The sequence below is a fragment of the Arthrobacter sp. SAFR-044 genome (genome assembly GCF_059414985.1).
This window is the reverse complement of record NZ_JBPFDN010000006.1, coordinates 248,633-264,706: the sequence shown is the minus strand read 5'-3', so window position 1 is coordinate 264,706 and position 16,074 is coordinate 248,633. Positions and strand designations below refer to the sequence as shown.

Here is a 16,074-nt window from a genome sequence, read left to right as displayed (position 1 = left end):
CCGCCCGGCGAAGCCAGCACCGCCGGCACCCGCCGCCCGGCAGGCGCACCGTCGCCCGGCGAAGTCTTTTTCGCCCCCGCGAAAGGCGGTTCGGCCCCGTGCTCCTGACCAGGCCCTCGCCTCCCGTATTTCCGCCCCGCCCAGCCCGGCGGCAGGCCGCCAGACGTCCCACCCGGGTTGGCACGAATTGTGCAGTAAGAGGGTATGCGGTGTTCCGCGGTGGTGCCTCCCCGGGCACCTGCAAACTCCGGAAAGGAAATACTCATGCACGACATCGATAGGGCACTGTTCGAAGGCCAGGACGAGGGCACTTGGGGCGAGGTGATGGATGAGGGGTCCGGCTACGCCTACGAGGACGAACAGTCACCCTTCCAGGGCGAGGACGCCAGCGAAGCCGGAGGTCTCTGGGGCGAGGCCGACAGCCAGGAAACCGATGAACTTGCCCTCGCCGCCGAACTGCTCGAAGTCACCGACGAGGATGAGCTGGACCAGTTCCTGGGCGACCTGGCCCGCAAGGCGGTCTCGGCGGCAAAGGACTTCGCCGGGAGCGCGGCGGGACAGGCGGTGGGCAATGTGCTCAAGTCCGCCGCCCGCAAGGCCCTCCCGCAACTGGGCCAGGCCGTGGGCAACTACTTCGTTCCCGGCGCAGGCGGCCAGGCCGGACGCCAGGTAGGCAAGTGGCTCGGCACGAAATTCGAATCCGGGCTCCAGCTGGAAGGCCTGTCCCCGGAGGACCGCGACCTCGAAACCGCCCGCGCCTTTGTCCGCTTCGCCACCTCCACCGCCCAGCGCGCCGCGGCCACGCCCAGGAGCGTGCCTGCGGCCCATGCAGCACAGCAGGCAGCCACCGCCGCAGCCCGGCAGCACCTGCCGGGCCTGCTCAGCCGCCCCGGCCAAAACGGCCAGAACGGCCAGTCCAGGCAGCCCGGCCGGCCTGCCAGCGGCCGCTGGATCCGCCGCGGCCGCAACATCGTGATCCTCAACGCACGCTAACCCACCCGGCACCACCAACCCGAAGGACATTGCCATGAGCACCAACTACTACGAGACCGAGTCCGCCGCGCCGTGGGCGCAGGAAGAAGAAGACGAAGGCAACTTCAGCGGCTACGAGGGCGGCTCCGACCACGAGGAAAACCTTGAGAACGAGCTGGCCATGGAACTCCTCAGCCTCAGCTCCGAGGAGGAACTGGACCAGTTCCTGGGCAGCCTGGCCCGCAGCGTGGTGAAGAACGCCTCCCGTTTCATCAAGTCGCCTATCGGCAAGGCCCTGGGCGGTGCCCTCAAATCCGTCGCCAAGAGGGCGCTGCCCATCGTGGGAGGTGCCATCGGCTCCTTCGTGGCTCCCGGCGTCGGGACCGCCATTGGAAGCAAGCTTGGCTCCATGGCCGGCGGCCTGCTCGAGGCCGAGGAAGCCGAAAACATGGACGAATCAGAGGCCGAGGAAGAAGCCGCCCGCCGCTACGTCCGGTTCGCCCGGGCCGCCTACCGAAATGCCGCCCGGACCCCCGTCTCCGTCCCGCCCAACGCAGCCGCCCGCGCAGCGGCCACCGCCGCCGCGCGCCGGTACGCCCCGTCGCTGCTCCGCGCCCGCCAGGCCGCCCGGCGGCCGTCCCGCGGCCACCGCGGCGGCGGCACCCGGATCTACAACACCCAGTACTCGGGTGCGGTGTGGGGCGCCCCGGACGAAGGCTGGGACACCCAGCAGGACGGCAACGGCAACGGCAATTCCGGCAACGGCAATTCCGGGAGCGGCGCCGATGAAGGCCGCTGGATCCGCCGCGACGGCCGCGTCATCCTCCTGGGGATATAGCCAGCGGGCGGCTGACGGCAGGCGATCGGGATGGAAACGAACACCATCAGCACCGCGCTCATCGAGAGCGAGGCGGACGGCCTGGTGTCCCGGCTGGACCAGATCAAGCCCTTCGTCATGCAGGAAACCATGGTCCTCGCCGCCGCACTGCCCCGGGACGCCCAGCTGCTGATCGAACGCTTCCTCCACGCCGGCCGCCATGAGCTCCGGATCCAGGTTGCCGAGTTCCTGGCTTGGCTGCACGGGGACGGCAGGACGGCCAGCCCTGCCGAACAGCAGCGCCGGTTCGTCCTGATCCGCCTCCAGTTCAACGTGGTGCTGGCCCAGTTCGACCTGTTCACCGAAGTAGTCACCCAGCGCAGCGAACATTCCACGGGCGTCTGGCTTTCCGGGCTGGACATCCTGGCCCAGGACGCGCTGCGGCTGGAGGGAAGGGACGACGACGGCGACGCCCGGCTGGTGGTCTACCTCGCCAGGGGTGCGGGTGCTGCGATCCGGCGGGCCAAGACCCGCCTGCCCGGCGGCGCACCGAACCCCGTGGGAATCATCCGGCTGCCCCGGGAGCGGATGGTGGGCAGCGGGATCGCGTCCTCCCTGGCCCACGAGGTGGGCCATCAGGGCGCGGCGCAGTTGGACCTGGTGACTTCCCTCCGCGCCGAACTTGACCGCCGTGCCCAGCAGGACCCGGACGGCGGCTGGGATGTGTGGTCCCTGTGGATCAGCGAGATCGTGGCGGACATGTGGTCCGTCGCCACCGTGGGCATCACCTCCACCGTGGGCCTGCTGGCGGTCGTCAGCCTCCCCCGCTACTTCGTCTTCCGGCCCGGCGGCACCGATCCCCACCCGATGCCCTACCTTCGGGTGCTGATCTCAGCGGCGCTGGGGGACGCCCTGTATCCGCATCCCCAGTGGCGCGGGCTGGCATCGGTATGGCGGGCCATGTACCCGTCCTCCGGGCTGCCGGCGGAGCACCTTGCGTGGATTCGCAAGTGCGAGGCCCACATCGGCGATCTGGTTTCCCTGCTCATGAACCACCCGGTACCGGCGGCCGGGGGCCGGAAACTGGGCACCATCTGGCCCACCCGGGAACGCCGGCCCGAACGGCTTCTTCGCCTGCACCAGGCCTGGGGCGACGACTTCGGGGTCATGGCCCGGCAGCGGCCCGCACTGGTGTTCGCCGTCCTGGGCCAGGCCAAAGCCGCCGGCCGCATCACCGCCGAGGACGAAAGCTCACAGCTGTCCTCCCTGCTTACCGCGTGGGCAGTCCGCAGCAGCCTGGACGACATGGGCGGCCACGCACCCCTGGGCCTCAACGCAATGCAACACCTCACCACACCAGCACTAATTAGGAGATAGTCATGGAATTCACTCGACGGCCAATGGACCCCGTCTACGCGGGGCAGGAAGTTGCCCTGCGTTTTCAGCTCAGGCCATCGGAGCAAGGCGGGCAATTCCAATTTCGAATCGTTCCGGCGGGTGGAGGCGCTCCCATCCCGATAGATGGAAGCAGAGGCGGCGTTGTCGCCAGGAGCCTAGCGGCAGGGGAGAGCTTCGAGCGGATGGTCCTGATCCAGGACCCCGGTGAATACACTGTTGAATTCGATAAAGTTCGTGAAGTGGAGGCGGGCAAGAAGGCAGCCCCTGTGACGGAAAACTGGGAAATTCTCGACACCTTCCGGGTCCAGCGCCGCGAGGCTCCGCCAATCGTCCGGGTTGCCCTTGAACCTAATGCGACACCCGGCAGTTCGCACGCGCATCTGTGGAATTTTATCCAAAATGTGTCAAAAAACGTCAAGTTTGAGCGCTTTGTCAAGTTCGCCGAATATGAGGCCCGTAGCCTCACGAGATTCCCGGGCTACGGATCATTGTCATACGAGACACTGCATGGTCTCGCAACAGAATTTGTCACCGAAGCGGCACTGGGCCGCTCATTCGGGCGTCTTGGGACTGCGAAAGACCCGGCTTGGCACGCCGAAGAAGGGCTGACGGCTGCCATACGCGGCTCATACGTCAGCTCGGAACGCGACGACCAGCCAGCACCGTTCCCTCCAGGCTTTCCCGCCAGGAGCCAGTATCCCTTGAGGCTCGTGCCCTTTACGGAGCTGATTTACGTGTATTGGCTGGAGGAAGGCATGCTTTTCCAGTCACTGAACAGGATCCTGGCGCGCTTTCAAAACCGCCGTGTTGCAACGGGCGGGGACCCACTCTACCGCTTGGCGGTTAGCCCGCTCCTACCCCTGCGAGGACTCCTCTGGGGACTTGCTGAAGCGGAAAAAGACCGTTTGTCTCTACGCCGGCGCGCGGCCGAATACGAGTACCAGTACGGTCTGCAGCTGATCGGACGCGCGATTCCGCCCGCCGAACTGCTGGTGGAGCGCAGGACACAGTTCCTCAGGGCTTTCCATAGTCTCCTGCACGATTGCCATTACTTCTATAAGGAGCACAACGACAAAACCGTGGATGCTGACGCCTTTCCACTGCTCAGCAGCTTGCGGGAGCTTCACTTGGTTCTTGCGAACGGCGCTAACAACCAATTCGCCGATATGTCGGTGACAGCCCGCATCGAAACCATGGAAGTGCAGTGGTTGCTGGCCCAGCCGGAAATGCGTGAGTTCCTCGGCGGCCGCACCATGGTTCCGTATGACGAGGACTGGATGGACCGGGTGGACACCATGAAGACCGTCCAAGGCTGGTCCGACGCGAGTATCACGCACTTCTACGACTTGGCTGTTCACGGCGAGCAACTCCTTCTATCCGTGCGCCACGGACGCTGGAATGAATCCGACATGGAAGGCGACGATGCAGAGAACTGGGCACTCAAGTGGAAGCCCTCAGTCCAGCGCTACACCCATGCCTACCGGGCCGTCACCGGCGTAGACCTCAGCGAACGCGTTGACACCACCATGCCGTCCACTTTGCTGCAGCGCCGGTTGGCCCGGAAGCTGGTCCGGTACTAGGAGATGGCCGGGTCATGTAGGTCAGGAGATGTCTAGGTTGCCGGGCGGGGCGGACTTCACCTCCGCACTGTTCCTGGGCCAGCACCACTCCAGCGCCACGCTGGCCCCCTGGGCGGAGTTCACCACCGGAGTGCCCGCCGCGCTCCGGGAGCTGCCCGCCGCCGCGGAGCTGGCATCCCTGGTTGCCGCGCAACAGCAGGCCGACGGCGGTCTGGTGGCCAGGTCGGCGCTGCACGGAATGATGGATGTACTGCAGTCACTCCCCCGCCCCGGGGATGTGCTCCTGGTGGATGAGGGCGCCTACCCGCTGTCCCAGTGGGCGTGCCGGGCCTCGCTCTCCCGGGGCGTGCGGGTGGTGACGTACCCGCACTTCCGGCCACCCGCCGTCGTGCGTCCAAACAGGACGGAGCCTTCCAGGACCTGGGTGTTGACGGACGGCTGGTGCCAGGGGTGCGGCCGGCCCGCGCCCCTGGCTGAGTTGCAGGCCATCGCCGGGCAGAGCGGGGGCCAGGTGATCGTTGATGACTCCCTGGCCTTCGGCGTCCTGGGCCGGACATCCGGTGGCCCGGGCGGCTTCGGGGACGGTACCGGCACGGCACGGTGGCTGGGCTTGTCCCACGACCGGCTGCTGTGGCTTGGTTCGCTGGCCAAGGCCTACGGCACGCCGGTCACGGTGATCACGGGCGACAGCACCACGGTCGGGACGGTGGCCCGCAACGGCGGGAACCGGATGCACAGCAGCCCGCCGTCGGCGGCGGACCTTGCCGCGGGAATCGGGGCCCTCCGCAGCAGCGGCCTCCCCCGGCTGCGGCGGCGGCTGTGGCGGCTGACCCTCTGGCTGCGGACGGCGTTCGCTGATCTGGGCCTTCCGCCGATGGGGCTTCCCTTTCCCATTGTCGGAACCCGGGTCGGCTCCCTGCCCTTGGCCCGCCGCTGGCGCACCGCGCTTGCCACCCAGGGTGTGCAGGTGCTGGTGCAGCTGCCCCGCTGCCGGCCGGGTGCCTTGTTGTCCGCCGTGGTGCGGGCCGACCACACCCAGGCCGACCTGGACCGGCTGGTGCAGGCACTTGCCGCGGTGACGCGGGACAGGCGGGCGGCCTGATGATCGTGGACTCGCACGTCCATCTCGGAACCGCGGGTGTCCCGCTGGGCCCGGCCGGCCCCGCCGCATCCTTTGCGCTGTGGCGGAAGCGGGCTGCCGCCGTCGGAATTTTCCGGGGCGTGCTGATGGCCGCGCCGGTGGGCAGCTACGCGGAAGCCAACCGGGCCGTGGCCCAGCTGGCCGCGAGGGAGCCCGGCGGGTGGCTGTGGTACGTTTTCGTCAATCCCGTGGCCGACCGCGGTCGGGTGGATGCCATGGTGGCGGCCGCCCATGCGCGCGGCGCCTGCGGGATCAAGGTGCACTGGTCCGATGGGCCCGCAACGGATGAGGTGGCGCTCACCGCGGAACGCCACCGGATGCCGGTGCTTTTTGACCCCGGCGGGGATGTGCAGCGGGTGTGCCATCTGGCCGGGCGGCACCCGGCTGTCGCCTGGATTGTGCCGCATTTGTCGTCCTTTAACGACGACTGGCGGGCCCAGAAACGGCTGACCGATGTGCTGGTCCGGGTTCCCAACATCTTCACGGACACCTCAGGGGTGCGGTACTTCGACCTGCTGGAGGAGGCCGTGGCCCGGGCGGGATCGCGCAAGGTGCTGTTCGGCAGCGACGGGCCGTACCTGCACCCCGCGCCCGAGCTCGCCAAGATCTTCGCGTTGGAGCTGCCGACGACTGACAGGGCCCTCGTTTTGGGCGGCAACGTCCTTCGACTGACGGGACCGGCGCGAAGCAGGCGCTGTTGCACCACTACGGGACATGACAGGAGGAAGAAGGCATGGCTGTGAATGTGCCGGCTATGGGTCCGGAGCCGATCAGGGCCCCGGGAATGGCCGAGATAAAACCGGACAACGGGCCGGCGATCAGGGGCGGCCTCAACCAGCTGCGCGCCTACCTCCGGCAGAGCGAGGCGGCCCGCCGGGCGAGGCCTGGCAGCAGGACGGGCCGGCCGGCGTGGATGTCGGGCAAGGAGCCCCGACGGGAATCCGTGTGGTTGATTACCTACCGGCCCTGGCCTCCCGGGCCGGCGCCCAGCCAGGTGCGCATCTTTGCCCACGAAATCGCCGGGGACCGGCTGGTGGCAAAGAGCACCAGGGATGACCGGCTTCCGGCCACGAAGGACCTGGTGAAGTCCCGCCGCGAGCTGCCGCCGGTCCAGCTGGCAAAATTCATTCCGTTTCCGTCGCCGGACAAGCAACCGGACATGTTCGGGCTCGCCGTGGAAGACCTTGTCCGCCAGCAGTTCGGCAGGGTCTATAAGCGCGCCAACTACCGCGGCCGGGTTCCGGGACGGAAGGGGCCGGACGTGCTCTGGCGCGAACTTGGGGACCTGTTCCGGGAACTGGCCGAGGAGACCGGTGACGGGTACTGGCACGAGGTGGCGGACGAGCTGAGCCACGGGCTTTAGCTGGATTTAGGTGCCGGCGGAGTCCGTCCTGAGGCCCTGCCGCTGCCCTTTCGCAGTCTCACAGGGTGGTCAGGTCAAGCGCACGGTGTGATCCAGGATTCCCCACCCGACCTCGAATTTCGCGAGACCAAGTGTCCGGCTGTCCGTACTTCCGGTTTGCCAGCACCAGTCGAACGCCCTTGAGGGTAACTGTGTGAAAAATGGGCCGGACCAGGCCCTGGTGCGGAACTCGTTCTCGGCGAAGACGAAGTACTTCCCGGGCCCGGCCCACCCGGTGAGGACCTTTGCGGTTCCACCGGGCGTGATGCGGTACCAGCCCTTCTTTGACCAGTCCGTGCCGCCCTCGCAACCGGGAGAGTGGTATGCGTAGGCCACGAAGAGGGTGTCCCCGGTGCCGTTGTTGAAGTAGAGGCCCATTAGCGACCGGCCTGTTCGGTGGTGTGCCGGGGCGGGTCGGGTGGCATCCGGAGGTCGTTGCCTTGCCCTGCGGCTCCGGCCGTATCCTCCTCGTACGGATGCTCGCCTGCCCGCAAATCCATTCCACTCGCCGTGCCGGCCACCGGAAACCTGTCGGTGGTCCGTGCTTCAGGCAGGTTTTCGTTGGCCTCGCCAAGGTTTTCCTGCACTTGCTGGGGCGTCCATTCGCTCCGATGTCCACTCACCGTGTCACCTTCCCTTCTCCGATCTTCAGCCCAAGCACTGGAAGCCTTCGCGACAGAACCACAACCCCTCGGGTACGGCCAGTCACACTCTTGAAAACCGAACAATTCGGGGAAGAATGTCGGTGCGGGTCGCGCCGCCTTCGAGGGTGTATCCGGAGGCAACCCATGTTTCGGCGGAGGGGGCGTGCCGGCGGCAGGATAGGTAGTCGCCCCATTTAGGATCATCGGGTGAGTGGCTTCCCAGCTTGCTGTAAGCGGTGCTCCAGGTTCCGTTGGCGTCACGGACTCCGACGATGTGTCCCGGGTTGCGGTCTTCCCCGCCGTAGAACGCCGTGAACCCGAGCACCCCGGCACTGTTGGTGCAAGCCGCCGGATATGCCCAGGACCGGGTGGAACTCCAGATGTCAGGCTGGGCCGTGACCTGCTTGGAGGCCTCTGCGATTTGCACGACCCTGCAGTAGGGGTGCGGACGGTTCGATCCGCTGCCGGAGGTCCACATGAGACTGATGGTGCCGTTGCCTATGCAGGCGCCGGTGATCCGCCGGTCGGTCCGGGCCAGCCAGTTCACATTATTGGGGGCATTGGACGAAATCGCGTCGCTGGATGCGGCGACGTTGATGTCCCACCAGTTGACCGCGTTCTGCCCGTCTGCCCACGAAAACAGGCGTACCTGCTGCGTTGAATTGTGGCTGGCGAAGTACATGGTTCCGCTGGCACCCTGCGTGAGCCGGATGGAACCGTTCTGGGTGGTCGACCAGGAGTTGAAAATCAGCGTGCCACGATTGTCGATGGTGGCCAGTGGAAAGCGCATGACGACGGCCCGCTGCCATTGCCCAGCGCCGACATTGTTGAAGACGTTGAACGTGACGAGCAGGTTGTCTGCGGTCATTGCTGCATCGGGGTAGTCAAACCACAGCTGTGTCCACGAGCCGTCCACCGTTGTCGGCGCAATATCCCACCAGTACCATGCCCCCGGGTTGCCGAAATCGCTGTCGTGGACGGCGGCCAGCCGGAAAACGTTCGCTCCATTGCGGCGGGTGTACTGAAGGATCCAGATCCAGAGTCTGCGCCGGGCGTCGTACAGAACGACCTGATCACAGCAGAAACCCCCTGCGGCCGAGGGCAACGCGGTGAAGGGATCCACGTGCTTCCAGTTCGTGCCGCCGTCGGTACTTTGGCTTGCGTACCAGTTCCCGGTGACGAACATGTGGTTGCCCGCCACCGCGGCTGTCGGTTCGCCCACAGTTGAAGTGTTGTTGCTTGTGGGCCCGTCGCCCAGTGAGATGTTGGACAAGATCGAGACGGGAGACATGGCTACTCCTGGGAACTTTCTGCTGGATCAGTTTCAGGCTCGTCATCGTTGCGCGGCGCCTCGTTTTCGAGCACTTCCTGTTGGTCCTGGTTTGTTGACTCCGGGCCTGCCGCGCGTCGTTCCGTGCGGATCGCCTCCTGCCGCTGGTCCAGGTCGGGCAGGTGTTGTTCCTCCCGGGGACCGCCCTCCTCAGGCTGGAAGGTTGGGCCGGAAAGTTCAACCCGCCTGGACTGCTCTGAGCCTTGTGGAGCGGGGGACTCTGCTGTCTCGCTCATCACGGCTCCCTTCTACTACTAATAGACAACTGATTAAGGTCGACAGGTGTGTAGCTGGACGCAGGACTAAGTCGCCTCCCGAACGACCGAACGCCGCCATTCACGGCCAACCAGCGTCAGCGACAGCAACGTGAGCGCAGCCAAGACGACGACGACAGCCCATTCCATGGTTCCGTTGCCTCCATCCGGTTCCACTCCAAAGACGATTTCAATCCATTCGCGGTTGAAAAGCGTGATGATGAAAAGAACTGCACTGGCTATGGCCCCGGCCGCCTCCCACCAGAAGATTGTCCTCAGCTTCCTTTTCATGCCCTGCCCCTTTCCAAAATGAAGAATGGCGTCGCAGACCATTAAAGATATGCCGGCGTTACTGGCGCGTTACTGGGTCAGAGCAAGCAATGGCGAGCCCAGATTCGGGGTGGCGGGGCAAAGGGGAGGAACTTGTGCCGGGGAACGAGCGTTCTTGCAATATGGGCGTTCTGCTCCGCTTCTTTGAGTCCGTGGTTGTCGCGGTGTGCCTCGCAGGAACATCCGTTTCCTGTGCGACGCCCCCTGCGAGGTCTGGGATGAACGGACACGTCACTGTCGATGCCGGATGCCCGGAAATGATGGCCTCCACGCCCTGTCCCGACATTCCCCTGCCGGCCCGCATCACCGTCAAGGACCGCTCAGGAACAACGGTCCGTGAGGCTACAAGCAACGACCAGGGAGAGTTCAGGCTAGAGCTTCCGGCGGGGACATACGAACTTCAAGCCGCTAACCTGTCCGGGGCTCCGATGCCGTCCGCTCCGCCGCAGGATGTTGTCATCAAGGCAGGGTCCTTCACCGAGGTGAAAGTGGCATTCGATTCAGGCGTCCGCTGACGTGGAAGTTCCCGCAATGCACCAACTGCCCTGCAGTGGCAGACGGGGTGTCTCACCGGGTTTGAGGACCATCGGTGTCCGTCCTGCGGGCCTGCCGCTGCTGGACGGCACGGTCCGTGAGCCCCAGCATGGTGGCGGCCGAATGGACGTTGCCGCCGCTCCGCTCCACCGCCACCGCCACGGCCGCCTCCGCCGCGCGTTCCTTGATCTCCCGCAGCCCAAGGCCCGCGTCCACTGCCCAGGCCACCGCTCTGGCGAGCGGATCGACGGCGAGTGGATCGACGGCAAGTGGATCGACGGCGCCGGCCGGGCCGTCGTCGTACGCGTTCTGGACCTGGCCCGCGGCCTGGCGGCCTGCCTGGGGCCTGTCCTCGCGGGGAAGGTCGCCGGGGGTGATGGCCCCCGGCCCGACGTGGCGCGCGGCGATGCGGAAGGCCAGCTGCCGCAAATCGCGCAGGTTACCGGGGTAGCCGCGCCGGAGCAGGACGTCCTGGACAGCCGGATCCACCTCCGGATCGGTGCGGGCACCGGTGGCCTCCCGGCAAAACCGGGCGAACAGGCACAGGATGTCCTCCAGCCGGTTCCGCAGCGGCGGCATGGTGACCACGGACGCCGCGATCCGGTGATACAGGTCCGTGCGGAAACTGCCGGCGGCGACTTCATGTGCCAGGTCGCGGTTGGTGGCACAGATCAGCCGGAACTTGCTGTGCAGCCACCTGTCGCCGCCCACCCTTTTGTAGGTGCCTTCCTGGACCACGCGGAGCAGTTCAGGCTGGAGTTCCAGGGGCAGCTCGCCCACCTCGTCGAGGAACAGCGAGCCCTGGTCGGCACCGGAGCACGCGCCGGTCCGCACGCTCACCGCGCCCGTGAAGGCACCGCGTTCGTGGCCGAACAACTCGCTGCCCATCAGCGTGGGAACAATGGTGGTGCAGTCCACCACCACCAGGTTGCCGCGCTGGCTGCTGACCGCGTGGGCCACCCGGGCCGCCAGCTCCTTGCCGGTCCCCGTCTCACCCTGGATCAGGATGGGGGCGTTCCCGAACTTCGCGGCCACCACCAAGTCCCGGAGCGCGGACCGCAGCGCCGGGCTTTGCCCCGCCAGCTTGTCCCGGACCGGAACGGAGTCGATGACCGCTTCCACGTCCTCGATCCGCTGCAGCCACGCCGCCACCGGCGCCACCTGGCCGCGCCAGGCCATACATTCGGCCGCACCCGCCTCAAGCACCGGCCACGGTTTCAACCTTCCGTCCGGCGGGCCGAACACCAGCACCCTGCAGCGGCCATACTCCGCCAGGCCCAGGGCCGAGACCAGCTCCTGGGACTGCGTCCCGGCAAAGATGATGCCGGCGGTGGCGGCAGTCTCAGGTGCATCTGCCGGCTGGAGGGGGACGTGCGCGGCACGGAGGGTTTCGATGGCCTCACTGGCCCAGGCCTGCCGGCCACTGAGGTCCATCACCCACGGCATAGAGCCCCTCGCAGTTCCGCTGCCGGCACTTCGCCTGCGCCACGAAGCTGACCATTCCCGGCGTTACAGCCCCGTTACTGCCGCTCAGTCAGCGGATCTTGCGCCAATCTTTCAGGAAAAACCGCGGGTTGCTGATGGTCTTTCGCGCATGATCAGGGTCAACGGAAGAGGAGCCAGAAAACAACATGATCGACCACATTGTCCCCGACGGGCCCGGGGTCCCCGGCAGCGGCGGCACCCTGGTGATCCGCACCTGGAGTGAGCCCGACGGCGAACACGGGTTCCGCGCGCGTGTCACGTACAGCGAGGGGGCCGGGCAGCACGGCAGCCTATCCACGGTGGACCGGGAGGAAGTCCTCCACACTGTGCGCCGCTGGCTGGCGGCCCAGGACGGGTGAAGACCCCACCTGTATGGCGTCGATGAGTTTGTTGAGGGTGTCGGAGGGAAGGACGCCCATGTCCGTGCGCAGGGCGTTTGTGTAGTTGTCGTAGGCGTGCAGTGCGGAGACTGGGTTCCCCATTGTTAACTCCGCGGTAACCAGTGCGCGCACGGCGCTCTCGTAGAGGGGTTCGATTTCCAGGGCCGCACCCGCCGCTTCCGCAGCGCCCTCGCAGTCGCCCGCCGACAGCAGTGAGCCTGCCAGGAGCGTCAGGGCGCGCAGCCGGTCCTGGTGCAGCCGGCTTTGTTCGAACAGCACCCAGTCCTCATACCAGCCGGGCAGCAACTCGGCGTCCCGCAGGTCCAGCAGGGCGTTTTTGGCTTTCCCGTTCCCTGCCGGGCCTTCGTGGAGCAGGGCCCGCACGCGGTAAAGGTCCACCTGCACCGACGGGTCCAGGGCAAGCACGGACCCATCCTTGGCCAGCATCCCGGGAACCTGGCGCGTGACCAGGTGGACGCTGACCCGGAGGCTCTCCAGGGCCCTGGGCTCGGGGCAGTCGGGCCAAAGGAGCCCGGCAACGTAGCTCCGCACCCTGGGGCCGCGGACGGCAAGCGCGGCGATCAGCCGCTGCTGGCGGGCGGCGACGTGGACAATTTCTCCGTCGCGGCGCAGTTGCCAAAACCGGAGCAGGTCCAATTCCACATGTCCACAGCCACCACCGCCCACGGGACACCTCAGCCGGGTTGAAGTACCTGAATTACGTAGAAATGAGGATCCTCAGCTTGAAAATGAATGTCAATGCGAGGAGGCCCCTAATCGGCTTGGGAGGGCGCGCTCTCAAAAGCTCCCGCAGCCTGCACCTCCGTGGCCCTTGGTCGGGGTCCGGAAAGCTGGGCGGCGAGGCCCGTGAGCAGGATGCTCAGCCCCTGGTCGAGCTCGAGGTCACCGTCGTAATCGGCCAGGACGGGCCCCAGTGCGCGGAGGTGCGGGAAGTCCTTTGCCGGCAGCCGGTGCAGGCCGAGGCGGAGGATGGCTTCGTTTTCCTCCGGGTCCACGATGTATTCCTGGAGTTCATTCAGGATGTGGCCGTAGAGGAAACCGTAGTAAGCCCGGTAGACATGAAGCGCGTCAGCAGGGGTGAAACCGGCTTCTATCAGAAGCGCCAGGATCTGCTCAAGGGGCCGCAGGGTGCCCAGGGGGCGCAGGCCCAGCGGTGTGGACAGTGGCCGGGTGACCAGCAGCGGGACAACATTCGGGTGCCGGAGCGCCAGGAGGCGGAGGTCGTGCGCAATCTTGCGCAGCTGCGCCTGCCAGTCCGGGTCATCGGGGAAGATCGCCAGTTCGTTCAGCACAGTTTCAGCGACGCCGTCCAACAGGGCGGCGCGGTTGTCGGCGTAGCGGTAAAGGCTCATCGGATCCCGCCCCAGCTCCTGACCCAGCCGGCGCATGGTGAGTGCCTCCAAACCTTCGGCGTCCACCAGTCCAAGCGCAGCGTTGAGGACAACCTCCCTGCTCAGACGGGTTTTTGGGGAGGATGCGCTGCCGGACTTATGTTCTGGAGAAGCCATGGTGGAACCATTCTGTTGCGTAATGCCAAGCCCAAGGGAACCCCGACTGCATAAGCTTCCTGATTACTTAGTCTACGCGTAAAGTCTACGGCGTAGAGACCGGCATCGTACGTTTCTGCCCGCTCACGAAAGGCGCGGGCCGCCGTCGCACTTTCATGCTGCGGTGCCCGCGCCTGACGCCTGCCGGTTATGCGGCCCTCCGCTTCGGGGCGGCCCGGGTCTCCGGAACTGACGTCTCGGCCTCGGTGGCCGGAGGCGTTTCACCGCCGGCACGGCCCGGAGGCGTGGATTCCTGCAGCCGGGCCCGGGCATTGAGGACGTCCCCGATGAACCAGTCGTAGATCAGCACACCGATCACACCGCCGACCAACGGGCCGACGATGGGCACCCAGAAGTACCAGCTGAAGGCCCCGTCCACGGTTCCAGGCAGCGCCGTTTGGCCCCATCCGGCCAGCCAGGCGAAAAGCCGCGGTCCGAAGTCGCGGGCAGGGTTGATGGCGTAGCCGGCGTTGGCGCCGAGGGAGATGCCGATGGCCGCGACCGCAAGCCCGATCATGAACGGGCCCAGGTTGGCCTGGACGGCTGTGTTCCGCATGTCGATGATGGCCACGACGAAGATGACCAGGAACGCCGTGCCCACAATCTGGTCAATCAGCGGCCCGGTGGGGTTGCCGTTGAAGTAGGGCGCGGGGAACGTGGCGAAAATGGAGTAGCTGGCCAGCCCCTTCGCGTCGCCACGGCCGGTTCCGACGGCTTTGTTGTAGGCGTCAATGGCGTTGAAGTACAGCAGGTACACCATCGCGGCTCCGGCGAAGGCACCCAGCACCTGCGCCACGATGTACGGCCCCACCTTCCGCCAGGGGAACTTCCGGCGGACGGCGAACGCCACTGTCACTGCGGGGTTGATGTGGGCGCCGCTGACGCCGCCGGCCACGTAGACGGCCAACGCCACGGCCAGGGCCCATCCCCAGGCAATGAGCAGCCAGTCACCCGCGGCCATGAAGATGGTGGTAGATGTTGCGGCGCGGCCCGATCCCGGCAACGCGGCAACCGCCATGGCCACCACGCCGTCGCCGAACGAGATCAGCACAAAGGTGCCCAGGAACTCCGCAAGGAGCTCGCCCCAGGTCCCACCCAGTCGTTTGAGTCCGCTGCCATTGCGGACGGCATTCCGTAGCGGACTGATATCACTCATCGCGCGTACCTTCTTTGCGATTTTGGCTGTTGTCCTTGGCTTCATCCGGACTAATTGACAATCCGTGTACTTTTATGCTACGCCGAAAGTGTCCCCAGGCAACAGTGCCGGAAAAGCAATAGTTCCAAAACAGCAACAGCCCCGACAGGGTCCGGACCGCGGCATGGAGACGTGGAGTTCGTTCGAAAGGCAAGATCATGAACGACAACGGCAATATCGAAAACACCCCCAGCCCGGACGAGACGCCCGAGGAGCGCGACCTGCGTGGACGGTACGTCGAAGGCAACTTTGGCAAAGCCGGGGCCCAGCGCGGCCGCCATGCCGAGGACGAAGAGGGCCAGTACATCGAAGGGGACTACGGTCCGGCGGGCAGCGAAGGCGCACTGCCCGAACCCCTGGGCGACAGGACCGTGGGAGCCGGACGCTATGTCAAGGCCGATTACGGTGAGGCCGGTCCGGTATCCGGCCGGACCGCCGCCTCCGAGACCGGCCGGTACCCGGAAGGCGATTACGGAAAGGGCGGCACCGTGGATCCCGCGCGCAAGCCGGGCGGTGAGCCGGGCGCGCGCGCCGAACACTAGCTCCGGCCGAGCGGCCTGCCCACCTGCACAAGGTGGGCAGGCCGCTTTGGCGCGTGCCGCCGTCGTGCGTTTCCGCTCCGTATTGCCGTGGGCGGCGAAGCACCAGCAAAGTAGTAGGCATGGATGTCACCGGAACCATCGAGCTCTCCGGGGAACTTCTGCACCTGAAATGGGGGCACGGGGACGTGGTCACCGAGCGCGACGCGCGGGCGCTGATGAAACGCGCCCGGGTCCTCAGTGCGGGACGGACCCTGCCGCTGCTGGTCGAGATGACGGGCCTGGCGTGGATTGACCAGGGCGCCCTGAAGGCCTTCGCCGGCACCTGGCCGCTGACGCGCGCGGCCGTCGTGGGCACCTCCCCCGTGGACCAGACCATTGCCGACTTCTATATGGGGCGGCACAAGCCGGCGCACCCCACCCGGTTCTTCATATCCATGGACGAGGCAATGGCGTGGCTGGCGGACGATTCGCTTCTGCCGTAAGTGCTCCGCCCTGTCCGCGG

The 16,074-nt window shown here is 66.4% G+C and carries 20 protein-coding genes; 11 read left to right on the top strand and 9 right to left on the bottom strand.

From position 1 onward, the window contains the following. Positions 1 to 264 precede the first annotated feature (264 nt). Genes ACR65J_RS11895 through ACR65J_RS11865 form a run of 7 tightly spaced genes read left to right on the top strand, consistent with a single transcriptional unit; the run spans position 265 to position 7,271 of the window. Entirely contained in the window at positions 265 to 993 is a 729-nt protein-coding gene (locus ACR65J_RS11895; protein ID WP_440169007.1) for a hypothetical protein, read from the top strand. A 34-nt stretch (positions 994 to 1,027) separates the two neighbouring features. Next, positions 1,028 to 1,810, top strand: coding sequence for a hypothetical protein (locus tag ACR65J_RS11890; protein ID WP_440169005.1), 783 nt, complete (start codon positions 1,028 to 1,030; stop codon positions 1,808 to 1,810). Positions 1,811 to 1,840: 30 nt separating this feature from the next. Further along, positions 1,841 to 3,166: a hypothetical protein gene (locus tag ACR65J_RS11885; RefSeq protein ID WP_440169002.1), complete on the top strand. Its 1,326-nt coding sequence runs from the start codon at positions 1,841 to 1,843 to the stop codon at positions 3,164 to 3,166. Positions 3,167 to 3,168: 2 nt separating this feature from the next. After that, positions 3,169 to 4,767, top strand: a complete 1,599-nt coding sequence (locus tag ACR65J_RS11880) for a hypothetical protein (RefSeq protein ID WP_440168999.1) — start codon at positions 3,169 to 3,171, stop codon at positions 4,765 to 4,767. Between the two features lie 28 nt (positions 4,768 to 4,795). After that, a complete protein-coding gene (locus ACR65J_RS11875) occupies positions 4,796 to 5,869 on the top strand; it encodes an aminotransferase class I/II-fold pyridoxal phosphate-dependent enzyme (RefSeq protein ID WP_440168997.1) in 1,074 nt (357 codons plus the stop codon). Beyond that, positions 5,869 to 6,651 (top strand): amidohydrolase family protein, encoded by a 783-nt coding sequence (locus ACR65J_RS11870; protein ID WP_440168994.1) that lies wholly within the window; start codon positions 5,869 to 5,871, stop codon positions 6,649 to 6,651. Before ACR65J_RS11875 ends, ACR65J_RS11870 begins: the two co-directional genes overlap by 1 nt. Before the next feature lie 41 nt (positions 6,652 to 6,692). Further along, positions 6,693 to 7,271, top strand: a complete 579-nt coding sequence (locus ACR65J_RS11865; protein ID WP_440168992.1) for a hypothetical protein — start codon at positions 6,693 to 6,695, stop codon at positions 7,269 to 7,271. 69 nt (positions 7,272 to 7,340) lie between these two features. Here the strand turns inward: ACR65J_RS11865 and ACR65J_RS11860 are convergent, their stop codons facing one another. The 5 genes from ACR65J_RS11860 to ACR65J_RS11840 form a co-directional block, all read right to left on the bottom strand. Next, positions 7,341 to 7,688 carry a DUF1036 domain-containing protein gene (locus tag ACR65J_RS11860; RefSeq protein WP_440168990.1) on the bottom strand — a complete coding sequence of 116 codons (348 nt, stop codon included), beginning with the start codon at positions 7,686 to 7,688 and terminating at the stop codon, positions 7,341 to 7,343. Beyond that, on the bottom strand, positions 7,688 to 7,933 hold the full coding sequence (locus ACR65J_RS11855; protein ID WP_440168988.1) for a hypothetical protein: 246 nt from the start codon (positions 7,931 to 7,933) through the stop codon (positions 7,688 to 7,690). The genes ACR65J_RS11860 and ACR65J_RS11855 overlap by 1 nt, the downstream gene beginning before the upstream one ends. Before the next feature lie 82 nt (positions 7,934 to 8,015). Then, positions 8,016 to 9,077, bottom strand: coding sequence for a hypothetical protein (locus tag ACR65J_RS11850; protein WP_440168985.1), 1,062 nt, complete (start codon positions 9,075 to 9,077; stop codon positions 8,016 to 8,018). A 170-nt stretch (positions 9,078 to 9,247) separates the two neighbouring features. Next, on the bottom strand, positions 9,248 to 9,520 hold the full coding sequence (locus tag ACR65J_RS11845) for a hypothetical protein (protein ID WP_440168983.1): 273 nt from the start codon (positions 9,518 to 9,520) through the stop codon (positions 9,248 to 9,250). Positions 9,521 to 9,586: 66 nt separating this feature from the next. After that, positions 9,587 to 9,829: a hypothetical protein gene (locus tag ACR65J_RS11840; RefSeq protein WP_440168980.1), complete on the bottom strand. Its 243-nt coding sequence runs from the start codon at positions 9,827 to 9,829 to the stop codon at positions 9,587 to 9,589. 257 nt (positions 9,830 to 10,086) lie between these two features. Here ACR65J_RS11840 and ACR65J_RS11835 point away from each other — a divergent pair, with 257 nt between their 5' ends. Then, positions 10,087 to 10,383: a carboxypeptidase-like regulatory domain-containing protein gene (locus ACR65J_RS11835; RefSeq protein ID WP_440168978.1), complete on the top strand. Its 297-nt coding sequence runs from the start codon at positions 10,087 to 10,089 to the stop codon at positions 10,381 to 10,383. Positions 10,384 to 10,435: 52 nt separating this feature from the next. Here ACR65J_RS11835 and ACR65J_RS11830 read toward each other — a convergent pair whose 3' ends face one another. Further along, entirely contained in the window at positions 10,436 to 11,848 is a 1,413-nt protein-coding gene (locus ACR65J_RS11830) for a sigma-54-dependent transcriptional regulator (RefSeq protein WP_440168975.1), read from the bottom strand. A 185-nt stretch (positions 11,849 to 12,033) separates the two neighbouring features. On the opposite strand from ACR65J_RS11830, the gene ACR65J_RS11825 reads away from it, so the two are divergent. Further along, positions 12,034 to 12,246, top strand: a complete 213-nt coding sequence (locus tag ACR65J_RS11825) for a hypothetical protein (protein WP_440168973.1) — start codon at positions 12,034 to 12,036, stop codon at positions 12,244 to 12,246. Here the strand turns inward: ACR65J_RS11825 and ACR65J_RS11820 are convergent. From ACR65J_RS11820 to ACR65J_RS11810, 3 genes are all read right to left on the bottom strand, one after another. After that, the gene (locus ACR65J_RS11820; RefSeq protein WP_440168971.1) at positions 12,178 to 12,930 is read right to left on the bottom strand and encodes an AfsR/SARP family transcriptional regulator; all 753 of its coding nucleotides are present in this window, start codon (positions 12,928 to 12,930) and stop codon (positions 12,178 to 12,180) included. The two genes, ACR65J_RS11825 and ACR65J_RS11820, sit on opposite strands and share 69 nt — an antisense overlap. A 110-nt stretch (positions 12,931 to 13,040) precedes the next feature. Next, positions 13,041 to 13,796 (bottom strand): TetR/AcrR family transcriptional regulator C-terminal domain-containing protein, encoded by a 756-nt coding sequence (locus ACR65J_RS11815; protein ID WP_440168969.1) that lies wholly within the window; start codon positions 13,794 to 13,796, stop codon positions 13,041 to 13,043. 187 nt (positions 13,797 to 13,983) lie between these two features. Further along, positions 13,984 to 14,991 carry an MIP/aquaporin family protein gene (locus tag ACR65J_RS11810; protein WP_440168967.1) on the bottom strand — a complete coding sequence of 336 codons (1,008 nt, stop codon included), beginning with the start codon at positions 14,989 to 14,991 and terminating at the stop codon, positions 13,984 to 13,986. Positions 14,992 to 15,188: 197 nt separating this feature from the next. Between ACR65J_RS11810 and ACR65J_RS11805 the strand changes: the two genes are divergently transcribed. Further along, the gene (locus ACR65J_RS11805) at positions 15,189 to 15,572 is read left to right on the top strand and encodes a hypothetical protein (protein WP_440168965.1); all 384 of its coding nucleotides are present in this window, start codon (positions 15,189 to 15,191) and stop codon (positions 15,570 to 15,572) included. A gap of 119 nt (positions 15,573 to 15,691) precedes the next feature. After that, entirely contained in the window at positions 15,692 to 16,054 is a 363-nt protein-coding gene (locus ACR65J_RS11800; RefSeq protein WP_440168962.1) for a DUF7793 family protein, read from the top strand. Positions 16,055 to 16,074: the final 20 nt, after the last annotated feature.

Excerpts from the sequence above, each read along its gene's own strand:
- ACR65J_RS11830 (WP_440168975.1), bottom strand. The coding sequence starts at position 11,848 with ATGCCGTGGGTGATGGACCTCAGTGGCCGGCAGGCCTGGGCCAGTGAG.
- ACR65J_RS11800 (WP_440168962.1), top strand. The coding sequence starts at position 15,692 with ATGGATGTCACCGGAACCATCGAGCTCTCCGGGGAACTTCTGCACCTG.
- ACR65J_RS11860 (WP_440168990.1), bottom strand. The coding sequence starts at position 7,688 with ATGGGCCTCTACTTCAACAACGGCACCGGGGACACCCTCTTCGTGGCC.
- ACR65J_RS11825 (WP_440168973.1), top strand. The coding sequence starts at position 12,034 with ATGATCGACCACATTGTCCCCGACGGGCCCGGGGTCCCCGGCAGCGGC.
- ACR65J_RS11880 (WP_440168999.1), top strand. The coding sequence starts at position 3,169 with ATGGAATTCACTCGACGGCCAATGGACCCCGTCTACGCGGGGCAGGAA.
- ACR65J_RS11810 (WP_440168967.1), bottom strand. The coding sequence starts at position 14,991 with ATGAGTGATATCAGTCCGCTACGGAATGCCGTCCGCAATGGCAGCGGA.
- ACR65J_RS11875 (WP_440168997.1), top strand. The coding sequence starts at position 4,796 with ATGTCTAGGTTGCCGGGCGGGGCGGACTTCACCTCCGCACTGTTCCTG.
- ACR65J_RS11840 (WP_440168980.1), bottom strand. The coding sequence starts at position 9,829 with ATGAAAAGGAAGCTGAGGACAATCTTCTGGTGGGAGGCGGCCGGGGCC.
- ACR65J_RS11885 (WP_440169002.1), top strand. The coding sequence starts at position 1,841 with ATGGAAACGAACACCATCAGCACCGCGCTCATCGAGAGCGAGGCGGAC.
- ACR65J_RS11865 (WP_440168992.1), top strand. The coding sequence starts at position 6,693 with ATGGCCGAGATAAAACCGGACAACGGGCCGGCGATCAGGGGCGGCCTC.
- ACR65J_RS11815 (WP_440168969.1), bottom strand. The coding sequence starts at position 13,796 with ATGGCTTCTCCAGAACATAAGTCCGGCAGCGCATCCTCCCCAAAAACC.
- ACR65J_RS11805 (WP_440168965.1), top strand. The coding sequence starts at position 15,189 with ATGAACGACAACGGCAATATCGAAAACACCCCCAGCCCGGACGAGACG.
- ACR65J_RS11845 (WP_440168983.1), bottom strand. The coding sequence starts at position 9,520 with ATGAGCGAGACAGCAGAGTCCCCCGCTCCACAAGGCTCAGAGCAGTCC.
- ACR65J_RS11835 (WP_440168978.1), top strand. The coding sequence starts at position 10,087 with ATGAACGGACACGTCACTGTCGATGCCGGATGCCCGGAAATGATGGCC.
- ACR65J_RS11890 (WP_440169005.1), top strand. The coding sequence starts at position 1,028 with ATGAGCACCAACTACTACGAGACCGAGTCCGCCGCGCCGTGGGCGCAG.
- ACR65J_RS11870 (WP_440168994.1), top strand. The coding sequence starts at position 5,869 with ATGATCGTGGACTCGCACGTCCATCTCGGAACCGCGGGTGTCCCGCTG.
- ACR65J_RS11895 (WP_440169007.1), top strand. The coding sequence starts at position 265 with ATGCACGACATCGATAGGGCACTGTTCGAAGGCCAGGACGAGGGCACT.